General features: G+C 60.3%; 15 protein-coding genes. 8 read left to right on the top strand and 7 right to left on the bottom strand.

Annotated features, from left to right (window positions below):
- Window positions 1–108 precede the first annotated feature (108 nt).
- From ACP7CZ_RS05915 to ACP7CZ_RS05930, 4 genes are all read left to right on the top strand, one after another.
- A complete protein-coding gene (locus ACP7CZ_RS05915; protein WP_014717327.1) occupies window positions 109–720 on the top strand; it encodes a LemA family protein in 612 nt (203 codons plus the stop codon).
- A gap of 18 nt (window positions 721–738) precedes the next feature.
- A complete protein-coding gene (locus ACP7CZ_RS05920; RefSeq protein WP_054898727.1) occupies window positions 739–1,464 on the top strand; it encodes a TPM domain-containing protein in 726 nt (241 codons plus the stop codon).
- Window positions 1,465–1,495: 31 nt separating this feature from the next.
- Complete coding sequence (locus ACP7CZ_RS05925; protein WP_044272726.1) at window positions 1,496–2,113, top strand: TPM domain-containing protein; 618 nt, start codon at window positions 1,496–1,498, stop codon at window positions 2,111–2,113.
- A gap of 220 nt (window positions 2,114–2,333) precedes the next feature.
- A complete protein-coding gene (locus tag ACP7CZ_RS05930) occupies window positions 2,334–3,551 on the top strand; it encodes a class I SAM-dependent methyltransferase (RefSeq protein WP_034126538.1) in 1,218 nt (405 codons plus the stop codon).
- A 553-nt stretch (window positions 3,552–4,104) separates the two neighbouring features.
- On the opposite strand, the gene ACP7CZ_RS05935 is transcribed toward ACP7CZ_RS05930, so the two are convergent.
- The 3 genes from ACP7CZ_RS05935 to ACP7CZ_RS05945 form a co-directional block, all read right to left on the bottom strand.
- Window positions 4,105–6,657 (bottom strand): TonB-dependent receptor, encoded by a 2,553-nt coding sequence (locus ACP7CZ_RS05935; RefSeq protein WP_294154361.1) that lies wholly within the window; start codon window positions 6,655–6,657, stop codon window positions 4,105–4,107.
- Between the two features lie 127 nt (window positions 6,658–6,784).
- Window positions 6,785–7,753, bottom strand: coding sequence for a FecR family protein (locus tag ACP7CZ_RS05940; protein ID WP_054898729.1), 969 nt, complete (start codon window positions 7,751–7,753; stop codon window positions 6,785–6,787).
- Complete coding sequence (locus ACP7CZ_RS05945) at window positions 7,750–8,289, bottom strand: RNA polymerase sigma factor (protein WP_034126541.1); 540 nt, start codon at window positions 8,287–8,289, stop codon at window positions 7,750–7,752. Before ACP7CZ_RS05945 ends, ACP7CZ_RS05940 begins: the two co-directional genes overlap by 4 nt.
- 168 nt (window positions 8,290–8,457) lie before the next feature.
- On the opposite strand from ACP7CZ_RS05945, the gene ACP7CZ_RS05950 reads away from it, so the two are divergent.
- Complete coding sequence (locus ACP7CZ_RS05950; protein ID WP_034126542.1) at window positions 8,458–8,790, top strand: YegP family protein; 333 nt, start codon at window positions 8,458–8,460, stop codon at window positions 8,788–8,790.
- A gap of 47 nt (window positions 8,791–8,837) precedes the next feature.
- Here the strand turns inward: ACP7CZ_RS05950 and ACP7CZ_RS05955 are convergent, their stop codons facing one another.
- Both ACP7CZ_RS05955 and ACP7CZ_RS05960 read right to left on the bottom strand, forming a co-directional pair.
- Window positions 8,838–9,716 carry a dihydrodipicolinate synthase family protein gene (locus ACP7CZ_RS05955; RefSeq protein ID WP_072446839.1) on the bottom strand — a complete coding sequence of 293 codons (879 nt, stop codon included), beginning with the start codon at window positions 9,714–9,716 and terminating at the stop codon, window positions 8,838–8,840.
- 30 nt (window positions 9,717–9,746) lie between these two features.
- Complete coding sequence (locus ACP7CZ_RS05960) at window positions 9,747–10,529, bottom strand: aldolase (protein WP_034126544.1); 783 nt, start codon at window positions 10,527–10,529, stop codon at window positions 9,747–9,749.
- Window positions 10,530–10,689: 160 nt separating this feature from the next.
- On the opposite strand from ACP7CZ_RS05960, the gene ACP7CZ_RS05965 reads away from it, so the two are divergent.
- Window positions 10,690–11,217 carry a helix-turn-helix domain-containing protein gene (locus ACP7CZ_RS05965; RefSeq protein WP_054898731.1) on the top strand — a complete coding sequence of 176 codons (528 nt, stop codon included), beginning with the start codon at window positions 10,690–10,692 and terminating at the stop codon, window positions 11,215–11,217.
- A gap of 122 nt (window positions 11,218–11,339) precedes the next feature.
- On the opposite strand, the gene ACP7CZ_RS05970 is transcribed toward ACP7CZ_RS05965, so the two are convergent.
- A complete protein-coding gene (locus tag ACP7CZ_RS05970) occupies window positions 11,340–12,356 on the bottom strand; it encodes a DUF4917 family protein (protein ID WP_054898732.1) in 1,017 nt (338 codons plus the stop codon).
- A gap of 123 nt (window positions 12,357–12,479) precedes the next feature.
- Between ACP7CZ_RS05970 and yiaY the strand changes: the two genes are divergently transcribed.
- Window positions 12,480–13,628 (top strand): L-threonine dehydrogenase, encoded by a 1,149-nt coding sequence (gene yiaY / locus ACP7CZ_RS05975; protein WP_034126546.1) that lies wholly within the window; start codon window positions 12,480–12,482, stop codon window positions 13,626–13,628.
- Window positions 13,629–13,714: 86 nt separating this feature from the next.
- Window positions 13,715–14,389: an NAD(P)H-binding protein gene (locus ACP7CZ_RS05980; protein ID WP_054898733.1), complete on the top strand. Its 675-nt coding sequence runs from the start codon at window positions 13,715–13,717 to the stop codon at window positions 14,387–14,389.
- Here the strand turns inward: ACP7CZ_RS05980 and ACP7CZ_RS05985 are convergent.
- The gene (locus ACP7CZ_RS05985) at window positions 14,361–14,837 is read right to left on the bottom strand and encodes a DMT family transporter (RefSeq protein ID WP_054898734.1); all 477 of its coding nucleotides are present in this window, start codon (window positions 14,835–14,837) and stop codon (window positions 14,361–14,363) included. The genes ACP7CZ_RS05980 and ACP7CZ_RS05985 overlap by 29 nt on opposite strands.
- Between the last annotated feature and the right edge of the window lie 42 nt (window positions 14,838–14,879).

The raw sequence follows: 14,879 nt of genomic DNA on the forward strand, positions 1-14,879 counted from the left end.
TTTGTAGCTGATTGGCTCGAAGCATTCCAGTGGTGGCGGATTATGCCCCAAGCGCGTGGTTTATAGGGTTAGTCGTCACATTCCATCAGATCGGGCAGGAGAAACACTATGCAAGCAGCACACACTTATCGCTGGGGCTTCAAGGCTGCGGCGCTGTTACTGATCAGCAGCGTGCTGAGCGGTTGCGGCATCAACAACATCCCGACCCTGGACGAACAGGCCAAGGCCGCCTGGGGCCAGGTGCAGAACCAGTACCAGCGCCGTGCTGACCTGATCCCCAACCTGGTGGAAACGGTGAAGGCGTATGCCGCCCACGAACAGGAAACCCTTACCGCGGTGATTGAAGCGCGGGCCAAGGCCACCTCGATCCAGGTGGATGCCAGCACCCTGGACAACCCCGAAAAACTCAAGCAGTTCCAGCAAGCCCAGGATGGCCTGAGCGGCGCACTCAGCCGTTTGATGGTGGTGTCCGAGCGTTACCCGGACCTGAAGGCCAACCAGAACTTCCTGGCCTTGCAATCGCAACTTGAAGGCACCGAGAACCGTATCGCTGTGTCTCGCCGTGACTTTATACAGGCCGTACAGGCTTACAACACTGAGATCCGCACCTTCCCGGGCCGCCTGTGGCACAGCGTGATGTACAGCGACTTGCCGATCCGCGCCACGTTTGAAGCCACCAGCGCCGATGCCGATAAAGCGCCGCAAGTGAAGTTCAAATAAGGCTGCACTGAGGTGTCGATGCGTTTATTACGGATAGGCCTGGCGCTGTGGCTGTTGGCCTGCGTGGGCGTGGCCCAGGCGGCGCTCACCTTCCCGGCGCTGACCGGGCGGGTGGTGGACAGCGCGCAGATGATCGACCCGGCGGTGCGCGAGCAACTGACCCAGCAACTGCAGGCGCTGGAGCAGACCTCGGGCGACCAGTTGGTGGTGGTCACCGTGCCCGACCTGCAAGGCGTGCCTATTGAGGACTACGGTTATCAATTGGGCCGCCAGTGGGGCATTGGCCAAAAGGGCAAGGACAACGGCGCGCTGTTGATCGTCTCCCGTGATGACCGCCAATTGCGCATCGAAGTCGGGTATGGCCTGGAAGGCGTGCTGACGGATGCGCAATCCTGGGTGATCATCAACCAGGTGATCCTGCCCAAGTTCAAGGCCGGCAATTTCAGCCAGGGCATCAGCGACGGTGTGGCCGCGATGATCCAGGTGGTGGGCGGTGAGCCCTTGGCGGTGCCGGCCCATGTGGCGGATGCGAACTTCGCCATGGATAATCCCGGTTTTTCCATCGGCCTGTTTATTCTGCTGATCGGCGTGCTGTGGCTGTGCAATCGCATGGGCTTGCCGGTGGGCGCTATCCTGCTGGCGATTCTCAACAGCAGCGGGCGCGGCGGTGGTGGCGGCGGTGGCGGTGGTTTCCGCGGCGGCGGCGGTGGTTTTGGCGGTGGCGGGGCTTCGGGCAGTTGGTAATGACAATAACGAGAATAGAGCATCTACAACCATGGCATTACTGACTGAACACGAGCAGCGCCAAGTCGCCGAAGCGATCGCCCGGGTCGAGAAAACCACCGACGCGGAGTTGGTCACCGTGCTGGCGGCGCGCGCCGACGACTACGCCTACATTCCGTTACTGTGGGCGAGCTTGATCGCGTTGGTGGTGCCGGGCGTGGTGCATTACCTGTCGGGTTACCTGACCATGTACACCTTGCTGGTGGCGCAGTGGGCGACGTTCATTGTGCTGTGCCTGGTGTTCCGCTTGCCCAAGGTCACTACTCGGCTGATCCCGCGTTCGGTACGCCACTGGCGTGCGTCCAACCTGGCGCGGCGGCAGTTTCTGGAGCAGAACCTGCACCACACGGTGGGCAGCACCGGGGTGCTGATTTTTGTCAGTGAGGCTGAGCGTTATGTGGAGATCCTGGTGGATGAGGGGATTTCCAAGCGCCTGGATGACAGCAATTGGGACGCCATTGTCCAGGCGTTTACCCAGCAAGTTAAACAGGGGCAGACGCTGGCCGGGTTCATCGCCTGCGTTGAAGCCTGTGGCGAGTTGCTCAAGGTGCATGTGCCCGTTACCCAAACCCGCAACGAACTGCCCAATCGCCTGGTCGTACTCGAATAACTGCTTTTTTGTAGGAGCGAGCTTGCTCGCGAAAAACTCATCGACGCCGCGTTCATTCAGGACACCCGCGTTATCGTTGACGTTTTTCGCGAGCAAGCTCGCTCCTACACAAGGCAGCATCCTTATTCGGGTTGATTGACCGTTGATCAAATAACCCCGTGCCCTGAACCCCCATCCCGCCTAAAATGCCCGGCATTCTTTACCCGAGGCGTTTTTGTTCATGTCCGTCACCGCTCAACCTGCCCGCCCTGCGCCGGATCATCATGCCCAGTTCATCGAACTGTTGAGCGCAAGCTTGGCCCAGAACGCTTTTATCAAGCTGGTGCTGGCCAAGTACGTCGGTGAGGAAGCCGAGTTGCAGCGGCTGATCATCAAGCCGGTGGTGGTCAAGGAGCAGCCTTGCCTGTCGTTCGTCTATCGCTACAAGACCCGCGACATCACCAAGAACTTCCCCTTGGCCGACGGCGTGGCGGCGATCGCCGAGCTGTTGCCCAGCTCGTTCAAGAACGCGCACTTGCTGGCGCTGACCGACGAAGCCCAGTTGGAATACAGCAAGAAGAACAAAAGCTCGCTGTTCAAAAGCAAACCGCAGCAACTGCGCGAAGCGCCTTCAGCCGAGCATAACCGTGAAAAAAATCGCTTCCTCGACCTGAGCCGGCCGTTTCTCTCCGACCTGGGCGTGACCGACGCCAAGCAGGCGCTGATCCCCTCGATGTCGCGCAAGTGGAAGCAGATCAACAAATTCATCGAAGTGTTCAGCCATGCACTGACGTCGTCGCCGTTGCAGCTCGATCGCCCGGTGCGTGTCGCCGATTTCGGCTCGGGCAAGGGTTACCTGACCTTCGCCATTCACGATTACCTGCGCAATACCCTCAAGGCCGAGGGCGAGGTCACCGGTGTCGAGTTGCGTGAAGACATGGTCACCCTCTGCAACAGCGCCGCCGCACGCCTGGAGCACCCGGGGCTGGTGTTCAAATGTGGCGATGTACGCAGCGTGGCGCCCAGTGAGCTGGACGTGATGATTGCCTTGCATGCCTGCGACATCGCCACCGACTACGCGATCCACACCGGCATCCGTTCCGGTGCGTCGATCATCATGTGCTCGCCGTGCTGCCACAAACAGATCCGCCTGCAGATCCAGAGCCCGGCGTTGCTCAAGCCGATGCTGCAATACGGCCTGCACCTGGGCCAGCAGGCGGAAATGGTCACCGACAGCCTGCGCGCATTGTTCCTTGAAGCCTGTGGCTATGAGACCAAGGTGTTCGAGTTCATCTCGCTGGAACACACCAACAAGAACAAGATGATCCTGGCGGTCAAACGTGCCGAGCCTGTGGACAACGCGCAGCTATTGGCAAAAATCCAGGAGCTCAAGGCGTTTTATCACATCACCGAACACTGCCTGGAAACCCTGTTGCGCGGGGATGGCTACCTGGCCTGAAATGGGCGCGGTTCCCTGTGAGAGCTTGCTCCCGTGCCGGCCCCGGCGGCCAGCGCATATCTACCTGACGCCCCGCGATCCAAATGTGGGAGCTGGCTTGCCTGCGAAGACGGCCTGACAGCCGACCGGGATGTGGGATCAGACTGAGTACATATCCGTTATTTAGGTAACGGCCACTTAGGGTTCCGCCCTGACGGCGGCTCACTTTGCAAAAGCGGCAAAGTAAGCAAAACGCTCTTGCCCCACCACTCGGCACCTCGCCTAGGCTCGGTGTGCCCGTAATCCGCCAGTGATTTGGGGGGCCGCCGCCACGCGCCATCCATGGCGCGGGGCGGCTAAACCGGCATCCCTGCCGGTTTACCCCCCAAATCACTGGCGAATTCCGGCCAGCGTGGTTTAACGGGGCGCCTGAGATCAAGATCACAAGCAGATCAAGATCAAGAGCGGCTCGCTTCGCATCGTGGTTACCGGTGGCTGCGGCGAACTGCACAGTTGTGTAGATACCTATGGCTATCGCAGGCAAGCCACACACACATTTGGAATGCGTGTGTGCTTAGAAGAACCGCGTCACGCTGATCTTCGCATCACGCCCCTTGGTGTACGCCCGGTCGCCGCTCAAGGCCGGGCGGAAGTTTTTGTTGAACAGGTTGTCCACCGTGAAGTTCACCTCGGTGCCTTTGAGATATGCCTGCTGCGGTGTCCATTTGGCGAACAGGCCCTGGGTGTTGTAGCGCTTGTTGCCGTACTGGTCGTAGAACACATCGCCGATGCTGGAGCCCGGGCCGCCCGAGTATTTGTCGCTGGGCAGGCGGTCGGTGGCGCCGATGAATTGGCCCATCCAGCCCACCTGGGCATCCCAGGCCGGGATGTGAGTGCCCAGTACCAGCACCCATTTGGTCGGCGGAATATCCCGCGCGGCCACGTCCGGGCCCCAGGGATTGGTGTAGGCGCCTTGGTGCTGGCCCTTGGCATAGGCGAACGACACCGAGCCAAACAGGTAGGTGGAGTTGTAGATCGATTCGAGCTCAACGCCCTTGATGGTCAGGCTGCCGATATTGCGGTAGTTGGACATCGGCCCAGGCGGGCAAGCTGAAGCGATGCTGCCGCCATTGACAGCCTGGTTCTGGCAACCCACGCCGGTGGCCTTGAAGATCTCGTCTTCGACTTTGTTGTGAAACAGGGTGGTGCGCAGTTGCAAGTTGTCGTCCTGGGCGAGCAGGTTATCGAAGCTGGTGATGTTGCCCAGGGTGATCGAGGTGATGCGCTCCGGGTCCAGGTCGACGCTGGTGGCGGTGCGACTGCCCACGCCCTGCACTTCGTATTGTTCGTCGATCACCGGGGCGCGCCAGGTCTGGCTCCAGTTGGCGAACAGCCCCACACTCGGCGTCACGGTCCAGAATAGCGCCAGGCGTGGCGACCAGCCAGTGTAGGTGCGGTCGCTGTAGTCGTGACCCACTGCCGGGTTGTTGTAGTAGGGCGCATCGTTGCCTTCGCCGCGGTTGCGCACATGGTCATAGCGCAGCGACGGCGTGATCGTCACGTCGCCCAACGTCACCGCGTCCTGGATAAAGAAGCTGTTGGTATCGACTTTGCCGTGGGGCATAAAGCCCGGCTGAAAGTGCCCGTAGTTGTAGCGCGGCGTGTTGTAGGTGGCGCCGGGCATCCACATCTCGGTTTCGCGGGTGTGCTTGCGGATTTGCCCGCCGACCGTCACGGCATGCTGCAAGGGGCCGGTTTCAAACAGGCTGACGTTACGGATATCCAGGAGCTTGTCGGTGTAGGCGGTGTCCATCTTGCGCCCGCCGGTGGCCAACTGGAAAAACGCCGTGGCGTCACGCTCATCGGTCTGCTCGGTGTTGGACTGGGAGTACTTGATGGTCAAGTCCACCAGCGGGTTGTCCAGCGGCTGGTATTCATACTTGCCCGACCAGGTGGTGTCGACCGTGTCACGGTGGGCGAGGAAGCGCTTCAACGCGCCTTCGTAGCCGTAGCGGTCGATGTTGAACTGGGTCGGTGGCGTTGGGTAACTGGCGGCGGAAAACGGGGTCCAGCGGTTGCTGTGGGAGCGCGAGTATGACAGCCCGACACTGTGCTCATCGGTAAAGTGCGCGTTGACCTTGAACAGCTTGCCGTCCACATCCTGGGCGCTGTTGGGCAGGCGCTGGGGGTTGATCGGGTACTCATTGTTGTCGTTGGGCAATTTGGCGGCCACCTTCATATCGCCGCCGTCGCGTTGGGTCAGGTAGGCCAGCGCATCGAAACGGCCGTCGTCGGTACGGCCATAGACGGCACTGCTGTAGACCTGTTCATGGTCGTTGCTGGAGTAGCCATATTTGAGCATCGCACCGCTGTTGCGGCCGTCCTTGAGCAGGTCCGGGGCGTCCTTGGTGACCATGTTGACCGTGCCGCCGAAGCCGCCATTACCGGTGAACGGCGAGTTGGGGCCTTTTTCCACTTCAATGCGCTTGATCAGCTCGGGCTCGATAAACACCGTGCCTTGCTGGTAACGCTCAAAGCCTGTCTTGGTGGCACCGTCAACGGTCAGCGGCACGTCTTCGGCATCGCCGAAACCACGGATGTTGATGGTCTGGCCGCCGGGCTTCAGCGAGCCGCCCTGGCTGACACCGGGCAAGGTCTGCAACAGGCTGGGAATGTTATTGGACTGGTAACGGTCGATGTCGGCCTGGGTCAGGGTGGAGCGGTTGACGGTGCTGGCGTTTACCTCATTGCCAGTACCGATCACGCTCAGGGTGTCCAACTGGATCGCGCCACCGGTGGTGGTTTTGCCCTCGTCGGGGCGCACCACATAGGTACTGCCGACCTTGATCAGGTTGAGCTCACCGTTTTTGAGCAGGGAACGGATGGCCACTTCCGGGGTGTAGTTACCGTCAAGCGCTGGGGCCTGCACGTTCTTGAGCAGGGTTTCATCGAACAGCAGCTGGATTTTCGCTTGCTGGGCCACCTGGCTCAGGGACGTGGCCAGCGACTGGGCCGGCAGGTGCAGCTTGAGCGACTCGGCTTCGGCGCTGAGGCTCAAGGCCAGGCACGTAGCCATGAGTGTCGGTCGAAGAAACAGGTGCGAAGCGTGGCAAGGCGCGCGAAACATGAAATCCCCCGGAGCGGCTAAATAGCCAAAAAGGTGTGCGTATCAAACACAGACAGGAGGAAGACGGGGCAGGCAAAAAAAACCACACATGCGAATGCAAAATATTCTCATGTGTGGTTTCTGCCGTTTATTTGCTCGGCTCGATTCTCATGATGCCATCCGCCGAGAGCACGGTTTTCACTGGCAACAGCGCGGGCAAGGCGTTGAGCAGGGCGTCCGGGTCGCTCACATCAAGGTTGCCCGACACCTTGAGCTGCGCGACGGCCTTGCTGACCTGCAACGGCGTTTGTGGACGGTAGAGGCTAAGTTCGTCGATCAGGCTGGCCAGCTCTCGATTGCGAAACGACAAATGCCCGCTGCGCCAATCGGCGATCTCTTCGGCGCTGAGGCTTTGCGATTGCACGGTGCCTTTGGCGTAGTTGTATGAGGCCCGTTGCTGGGCGTCGAGCAGGGTGACGGGGCTTTCGCCATTTGGCGCGAAAGCGACCTGGCCATGGGCAACGCTGACCACCAATTGCTGCTGCCCACGGCGCACATCGAAAGCCGTGCCCACCACCCGTACGCTCGACTCGCCGGCCTGCACGTAGAGGGGGCGTTCCTTGTCGGCGGCCACTTCGATGTACAGCTGGCCTTTGTCCAGATGCAGCACCCGTTGATGGGCGCTGAAGTCCACGCGGATATGGGTGTTGGCATTCACATACAAGGTACTGCCATCTGGCAGATTCAAAGTGCGCACGCCCTTGGCATGGGTGGCAACCTGGTTGTGATACAGCTCGCGCGGTGCGCCGATAGAGGTCGCCAGCACGGCGCAGAGCAGGGCGGCGGCCATCGCCAGGGCAGGGCGCCAAAGGCTGGGCTTGCGCTTGGGCAGTGCCAACGGTTTGTTCAGTTGTTGCAACTGGGCGAGGTCGGCCCACAGCTGTTCGAATTCGGCATAGGCGCGCGCATGCGCGGGCACCGCCTGCCAGTCGGCAAAGGCTTTACGGTCGGCGCGGCTTGCTTCGTTGCGGTTGCGTGCAAACCAACTGGCGGCTTGGGCGTCGATGCAATCGCTCGCTTGGCTGTCCAGCGCGTCTGTGTCGCTCGGGCGGTTCATTCTGGCTGCTCCGTGCCGGGGGCGGGTTGAAGGCGGCGCTTGCAGTGCAGCAGGGCAAAGGCGATGTGCTTTTCCACCATGCTGGTGGAGATGCCCATGCGCGTTGCTATCTGCGCCTGGCTCAAGCCTTCGAAGCGGTGCAGCATAAGGGCTTCTCGTCGGCGCGGCGAGAGTTCGGCAAGGACTTCTTTCAACTGTTCCAGGCGTTGCAGGCGAAGGGCGGCGGCCATGGGGTCGTTGTGCTCGTCGGTGACCGGCTCGGCATCCATTTCGGCGTGATCAGGGTGGACGGTTTGCCGTACCTTCTGTTTGCGCCAGTGATCGCGCAGCAGGTTGCGCGCCATCTGGAACAGAAACGCTCGTGGCTGCTCGACCTTGGCACGGTCGCGGTAGCCCAGCCATTGGGTAAATACATCCTGGGCCATGTCCGCCGCGTCGCTGGCGTTGTCCGTGCGTTTACGCAGGAAATACAGAATGTCTGCATAAAACCCGCGACAGGCATCGGCCGCCGACGGGTCGGGCTGGGGACGAGACATGGATACCCTTCTTGACGAAGTACGACGTGGAAAAGTCGCGAATGATATCGAGAATTATTGTCATTTGTCTCCAGCTAAATAGATCTCCCGTGTTTGGCTGGAAAAAATTGGGGCATGGCCTTTAATCCTACAAGTTTGGGAGCGATATCCCACTCAAAGGAGAAAGTCATGGCTGGATGGTATGAGTTGAGTAAAAGCAGTAACGGGCAGTTTCGTTTCGTGCTTAAGGCGGCGAACGCAGAAACCATATTGACCAGCGAGCTTTACACCACCCGCGGTGCTACTGAAGCCGGCATTGCTTCAGTGCAGACAAACAGCCCACATGATGAACGTTATGAGAAAAAAGTGGCCAGCAACGGCCAACCGTTCTTCAACCTCAAGGCGGCCAATCATCAAGTGATCGGCAGCAGTGAGCAGTACACCTCTACAGCCGCACGAGACAATGGCATTGCCAGCGTCAAGACCAATGGTCCCAGTGTCACTATCAAGGACAAGACCTGACAGTTGTGCAAGAAGACCTGCACCCGGCTCGCGAGAGCCGGGCGTTTTTATACCGATGACAGCAACGCTTTGAGCTGTCCGATCCCTGCCTCACCCAACGGGAACACCGGCAAGCGCGGATTACCCACCTCCAACCCGGTCAAGCGCAACCCGGCCTTGATCGTCGCCGGCAGCCCGCCTTTGAGGATGAATTGCAGCAAGGGCAACTGTCGGTAGAACAGCTCCCGCGCCTTGTTCAAATCATCGGCCAGTACGGCCTGATACAAGCTCAGGTTCAGTTGCGGGATCAGGTTCGGCGCCGCGGTGCACCAGCCTTTGGCGCCAGCCGCGAAGGCTTCCAGCGCCAGCGGGTTGCAACCGTTGTAGAACGGCACGTCACTCTGCAGTTTCAACTGGTGCATGCGCTGGATGTCGCCAGTGCTCTCCTTGACCATGGTCACGTTCTCGACCTGCTTGAAGATACGCAGGATCAGCTCCACCGACATGTCGGTGCCGCTGGTGGCCGGGTTGTTGTAAAGCATGATCGGCACGCCGATGCTGTCGCCGATGGCGGCGTAGTGAGCGAGGATTTCCGCGTCACTGAGTTTCCAGTACGAGGCCGGCAGCACCATGACCACATCGGCGCCGTGCTCTTCGGCGTAGCGGGCGCGGCGCACGGCCTTGGCGGTGGTCAGGTCGGACACGCTGACAATGGTCGGCACGCGCTTGGCGACTTTCTTGATGCTGTAGGCGCTGACTTCATCCCACTCGGCATCGCTCAGGTAAGCGCCTTCGCCCGTGCTGCCCAAGGGCGCAATGGCGTGGACGCCGCTGTTGATCAAGCGGTCGATGGAGCGCCCGAGGGCGTCGAGGTCAACGCGCTGGCCGTCGGCGCTGAAGGGCGTGATGGTGTAGCCGATGATGCCGTGAATGGTTGGGTTGGACATGGGGGAAACTCCGGTCGAAAAGGGGGGCAATCAGTTCAGGCAATCGGCGTGCTTGCGCAGGTTTTGCCGGGCGTAATAGTTGAACGCGGCGCCGTGGCGTTTGGGTTTGGAGATCCAGTCGTGGGCCTCGCGCCCCAGCTCCGGCAGGATCGGTTTGACGGTACCAGCAGACATCGCCAGCAACTGCAACTTGGCAGCCCGTTCGATCAACTGCGCAATCACGCAGGCTTCTTCGATGCTGGCCCCGGTGGACAACTGGCCGTGGTGCGAGAGCAGAATGGCGCGCTTGTCGCCCAGGGCCGCGGTGATGATTTCCCCTTCTTCATTGCCCACCGGCACGCCGGGCCAGGCCTCCAGGAACGCGCAGTCTTCGTACAGCGGGCATAGGTCCATGTGCGACACCTGCAACGGCACTTCCAGCATCGACAGCGCGGCAATGTGCGTGGGGTGTGTGTGGATGATGCAGTTTACATCCGGGCGGCCGCGGTACACCCAGGTGTGAAAACGGTTGGCGGGGTTGGGAATGCCATGGCCTTCCAGTACTTCGAGGTCTTCGTTGACCAGCAACAGATTGCTGGCCGTGATTTCGTCAAAACCCAGGCCCAGTTGCTGGGTGTAGTAGGTGCCGGGCGTCGGCCCACGTGCGGTGATCTGCCCGGCCAGGCCAGAGTCGTGGCCGTACTCGAACAGGATTCGGCAGGTCAGCGCCAGCTTTTGCCGGTCGGTCCACGTATTATCTGCCAGGCTGTTTTGCATCTGGCTCAGTGCTTGCTTGACCAGTTGGTCTTTTGGGAGTGCTAATGTCTTGGCCATATCGGTGTCCTTTGGGTGGTTCAATGGACGTCGGATTTGCTGGTCGCCCGCTGCTCGCAAGGTCGTTGGGTGAATGCAAATGACACTAAAGATGCTATATGACACTTTGTGTCATTGGCAAGCCTGTCTCATCGCTTTCTGCAGGGATTAACCGCAGCACATGTCTATCCGCTTGAAAATATTAAGAAAAAAACTTGGCGTGACCCTGGAGGCCTTGGCCGAAAAATCCGGGATGACCAAGAGTTACCTGTCGAAAGTCGAACGCGGGCTTAATACGCCATCCATCGCTGCGGCGTTGAAACTTGCCAAGGCGTTGAACGTGAAGGTCGAAGAACTGTTCAGCGAAGACAACGTCAGCCTCGACAGCTACAGCCTGGTGCGTAGCCATGAGCGGCCCGACACATCGCCGGGTTATGCGGTGCTGGCCCACCAAGTCAGCGAGCGCAGCCTGCTGCCGTTCATCATTTATCCGCCGGCGGAGTTCACCGACAAGACCTTCAAGGAGCACCTGGGGGAGGAGTTTTTATTCGTGCATGAAGGCCAGGTTGAGGTGGATTTCATGAACGAGCGCGTGCTGTTGGCGCGCGGTGATGCGCTGCATTTCAACGCGCAGAAACCCCACCGGATTCGCTCGGTGGGAGAGGTGCAGGCGCAGTTGCTGGTGGTGGTGCACAGCGCTGAGGAGTGAGACTGAGCCCGACTTGAAATGCATTCAATGTGGGAGCTGGCTTGCCTGCGATAGCGGTTTATCGGTGCCCAATCTGTCGCTGACCCACCGCCATCGCAGGCAAGCCAGCTCCCACATTTTGCTCAGCGTTCTACAGGGACGGACAATGCCGGATTGCCCAGTGGGTGCGTACGCGCGGTAAAGAACCTCAGTTCCACATTAGAGCCCTCGAACAGCTCCATATACCGCCGCTTCTGCTGACGAACAAACCCATCACTGCGCCCCGACACCGAGATCGCCAGGGTGCTGATGCGGGCCTGGCCGATAGCTTCTACCAGGTGTTTATCCTGCGGCCCCAAGTCATGCCCGAAGATGCACAGCGCGCCTTCATGGCTCAACAGCTGTTCATAACAGAACGACAGATAATCCGAACTGCGGATACTTTTGAGTTTCTCCTCCACCTTGCCTTCACTGACAAACAGCGGCACATCGTCGAGGGTCTTGATCGTGTTGTTGATGGCAAAACTGCTGAGCAGGGTGCTGTCGGTGGACGGCAATTTGCGCGCCGTGCCGTCGAGGTTGCGCACCAGGTGCAGGCCTCCGTGCAGGTACAGGATGCGGGTGATGTCGGTGCGCGTATTGCGCAGGTCGAAGCTTGAGTCGGCGCTGCGAAACAGGTCGTCGATACCCGGTGCGTGCAGGGTCGCCCAGTAGTTGAGCAAATCGTAGTTACTGGTGAATACGGTGGCGTAGGTGGCCAGCTCCGCGTTGATCGTCGCCAGCGTCGACGGTTGCACCAGGCGCCAGGGAATGTGCACGGCATGGATGGTGTTGATCAGTGCTTCCTTGATCGCGTAGTAACGGTTACGCGGCGCCGCCGAGCTGACCGCCAGGGCCTTGTTGACCCGGCTGGTGGTTTTCAAGGCGCCCAGGGCTTGCTCGAAACTGCGGGTTTGCAAGGCGTCGAACACGCTGAGCTCGGAGGCGCTCAGGGGTTTTTCTTCGACGGTACGGGCGTTTTCGAACAGCGAGTCGTAGGCAAAGTCTTCCCAGATCGTGCGGCTGGCGCCGTTGCCGATCAGAATCCCGCTGAAGTCGACGGCAGCGCGCAGGGCACTCCAGTCTTCAAGGTGGGCGTCAATATCCTGGAAATCCTTCATTGCGGCGGGTCTACTCGAAATCGGCTGGGGGGTGACTTTATCACGAGCCGGCATTGATCCTGATCAAGATGCGCCACGCGGTACAGGTTGATTCTGTCGGCATAAAGCCTTTGAGGATTGATCATGAGCAGCACGTTCTTCATCCCCGCCGTCAACATCATGGGCATCGATTGCCTCGACGAAGCGATGACCGCCATCCGCAACTACGGCTTCGGCAAAGCGTTGATCGTCACCGACGTCGGCCTGGCCAAAGCCGGTGTGGCCGGCATGATCGCCGAGAAGCTGGCGATGCAGGATATCGACTCGGTGATCTACGACGGCGCCAAGCCCAACCCCAGCGTGGAAAACGTCGAAAAAGGCCTGGCGTTACTGCAACAGAGCGCCTGTGATTTCGTCGTGTCCCTGGGCGGCGGTTCGCCCCATGACTGCGCCAAGGGCATTGCCCTGTGCGCCACCAACGGTGGGCGTATCGGCGACTATGAAGGCGTGGACCGATCGAGCAAGCCGCAACTGCCGCTGGTAGCCATCAATACCACCGCTGGCACGGCCAGCGAGATGACGCGTTTTTGTATCATCACCGACGAAAGCCGCCACGTAAAAATGGCCATCGTCGACCGCAATGTCACGCCGTTGCTGTCGGTCAACGACCCGGCCCTGATGGTCGGCATGCCCCAGGGCCTCACCGCCGCCACGGGCATGGATGCGCTGACCCACGCCATCGAAGCCTACGTGTCCACCGCTGCGACACCGATCACCGACGCCTGCGCGATCAAGGCCATCGAATTGATCAGCGCCAACCTGCGCCTGGCGGTGCGCGACGGCACTGACAAGGCCGCACGGGAAAACATGGCCTACGCGCAATTCCTCGCTGGCATGGCCTTCAACAATGCGTCCCTGGGTTTCGTGCATGCCATGGCCCACCAATTGGGCGGCTTGTACGACCTGCCCCATGGCGTGTGCAACGCGGTGCTATTGCCCCATGTACAAAGCTTCAATGCCAGTGTCTGCGCCAAACGCCTGAGCGACGTGGGCCGGGCCCTTGGTGCAGATATCAAGGGCATCACCGCCGAGGAGGGCGCCCAGGCTGCCATCGCGGCGATTCGTCGGTTGTCCCAGGACGTGGAAATCCCTGCGGGCTTGCGTGAGCTTGGCGCTAAGTTGCAGGACATTCCGTTGCTGGCCAGCAATGCGTTGAAAGATGCCTGCGGGCTGACCAACCCACGGCGGGCGGACCAGCGTCAGATTGAGGAGATCTTTCGTAGCGCTTTTTGATAGGGGCAGCCTTTGGCAGCACGCGGTAAGCTACACGCTCAATGCATTCAAGCATCAAGCGTGCGGCGTGCCGCTGAGGTCCCTTCATGAGAGTTCTGTTATTCGGCGCCACCGGCATGGTGGGCCAGGGTGTGCTGCGCGAGTGCCTGCTGGCGGCCGATGTGCAGGAAGTAGTGGCCGTCGGCCGCACGCCCTTGACCCAAGAGCACGACAAGCTGCATCAGGTGTTGCACAACGACATGCTGGATTTCCACCCCCTGGAAAACCTGCTGCAGGGTTTTGATGCATGTTTCTTCTGCCTGGGTGTTTCGTCGGCGGGCATGAAGGAGGCGCGCTATACCCACCTCACCTATGACCTGACCCTCGTGGCGGCCAGCACCCTGGCGCGGCTCAATCCGCAGATGACCTTTATCTATGTGTCCGGCGCCGGCACGGACAGTTCCGAAGCCGGCAAGTCGATGTGGGCGCGGGTCAAGGGCAAGACCGAAAATGCCTTGCTGCGCTTGCCGTTCAAGGGGGTGTATCTGTTCCGCCCCGGGATCATCCAGCCGTTGCACGGTGTGCGTTCGAAGACGCCGTTGTACCAATCCTTCTACAGCGTGCTTGGGCCGGTGCTTTCGTTTGTGCGGCGACTGAAACCGGATTGGGTGGTGAGCACCGAGACCGTCGGCCGTGCGATGTTGCAGGCGGCCAGCCAAGGCGCGCCGCAGCCCATGGTGGAGCAGGCGCAGATCAATCGCCTTGCGGCTGAGCGCCGCTGAACTGAATTAGCGCAACGCCGCTGATCAGCAGTAACGCGCCCAACGCCCGGGAGGTTGTCAACTGACGTTCCACCAGGCCGAACAGGCCGAAATGGTCCAGCAGCAACGACGCGAGAATCTGCCCGGCCATGGCCAGCGCGATGAAGCCCGATGCGCCGAGCTTGGGCAGCAGCATCAGCGCCAATGAAATAAAACACACGCCAAAGGCACCGCCGGCCCACATCCACAACGGTGCCTTGCTGATAAACGCCATGTTCGGCAGAGGTAAACGTAGCGCCACAATCACCGGCAGCAGCACGATGATGCTCACCAGCAACGATGCCAGGGTGGCCCACAAGGGATGGCCGAGCCCGCGCCCGAGGTTGGCGTTGATCGCACTCTGAAACGGCACCACCGCGCCGGCGAACGCCGCCAGCGCTAACAAACCTACCCAATGCAACACAGTCATCTCGACGCTCCCAAAGGTTTTGCTGGACTCTAGGGTATTCGT

The organism is Pseudomonas sp. DWP2-2 (assembly GCF_049897065.1).
Classification (GTDB): domain Bacteria; phylum Pseudomonadota; class Gammaproteobacteria; order Pseudomonadales; family Pseudomonadaceae; genus Aquipseudomonas; species Aquipseudomonas paracarnis.

Excerpts from the sequence above, each read along its gene's own strand:
- ACP7CZ_RS05985 (WP_054898734.1), bottom strand. The coding sequence starts at position 14,837 with ATGACTGTGTTGCATTGGGTAGGTTTGTTAGCGCTGGCGGCGTTCGCC.
- yiaY (WP_034126546.1), top strand. The coding sequence starts at position 12,480 with ATGAGCAGCACGTTCTTCATCCCCGCCGTCAACATCATGGGCATCGAT.
- ACP7CZ_RS05980 (WP_054898733.1), top strand. The coding sequence starts at position 13,715 with ATGAGAGTTCTGTTATTCGGCGCCACCGGCATGGTGGGCCAGGGTGTG.
- ACP7CZ_RS05915 (WP_014717327.1), top strand. The coding sequence starts at position 109 with ATGCAAGCAGCACACACTTATCGCTGGGGCTTCAAGGCTGCGGCGCTG.
- ACP7CZ_RS05920 (WP_054898727.1), top strand. The coding sequence starts at position 739 with ATGCGTTTATTACGGATAGGCCTGGCGCTGTGGCTGTTGGCCTGCGTG.
- ACP7CZ_RS05945 (WP_034126541.1), bottom strand. The coding sequence starts at position 8,289 with ATGTCTCGTCCCCAGCCCGACCCGTCGGCGGCCGATGCCTGTCGCGGG.
- ACP7CZ_RS05925 (WP_044272726.1), top strand. The coding sequence starts at position 1,496 with ATGGCATTACTGACTGAACACGAGCAGCGCCAAGTCGCCGAAGCGATC.
- ACP7CZ_RS05955 (WP_072446839.1), bottom strand. The coding sequence starts at position 9,716 with ATGTCCAACCCAACCATTCACGGCATCATCGGCTACACCATCACGCCC.
- ACP7CZ_RS05940 (WP_054898729.1), bottom strand. The coding sequence starts at position 7,753 with ATGAACCGCCCGAGCGACACAGACGCGCTGGACAGCCAAGCGAGCGAT.
- ACP7CZ_RS05965 (WP_054898731.1), top strand. The coding sequence starts at position 10,690 with ATGTCTATCCGCTTGAAAATATTAAGAAAAAAACTTGGCGTGACCCTG.
- ACP7CZ_RS05930 (WP_034126538.1), top strand. The coding sequence starts at position 2,334 with ATGTCCGTCACCGCTCAACCTGCCCGCCCTGCGCCGGATCATCATGCC.
- ACP7CZ_RS05950 (WP_034126542.1), top strand. The coding sequence starts at position 8,458 with ATGGCTGGATGGTATGAGTTGAGTAAAAGCAGTAACGGGCAGTTTCGT.
- ACP7CZ_RS05960 (WP_034126544.1), bottom strand. The coding sequence starts at position 10,529 with ATGGCCAAGACATTAGCACTCCCAAAAGACCAACTGGTCAAGCAAGCA.
- ACP7CZ_RS05970 (WP_054898732.1), bottom strand. The coding sequence starts at position 12,356 with ATGAAGGATTTCCAGGATATTGACGCCCACCTTGAAGACTGGAGTGCC.
- ACP7CZ_RS05935 (WP_294154361.1), bottom strand. The coding sequence starts at position 6,657 with ATGTTTCGCGCGCCTTGCCACGCTTCGCACCTGTTTCTTCGACCGACA.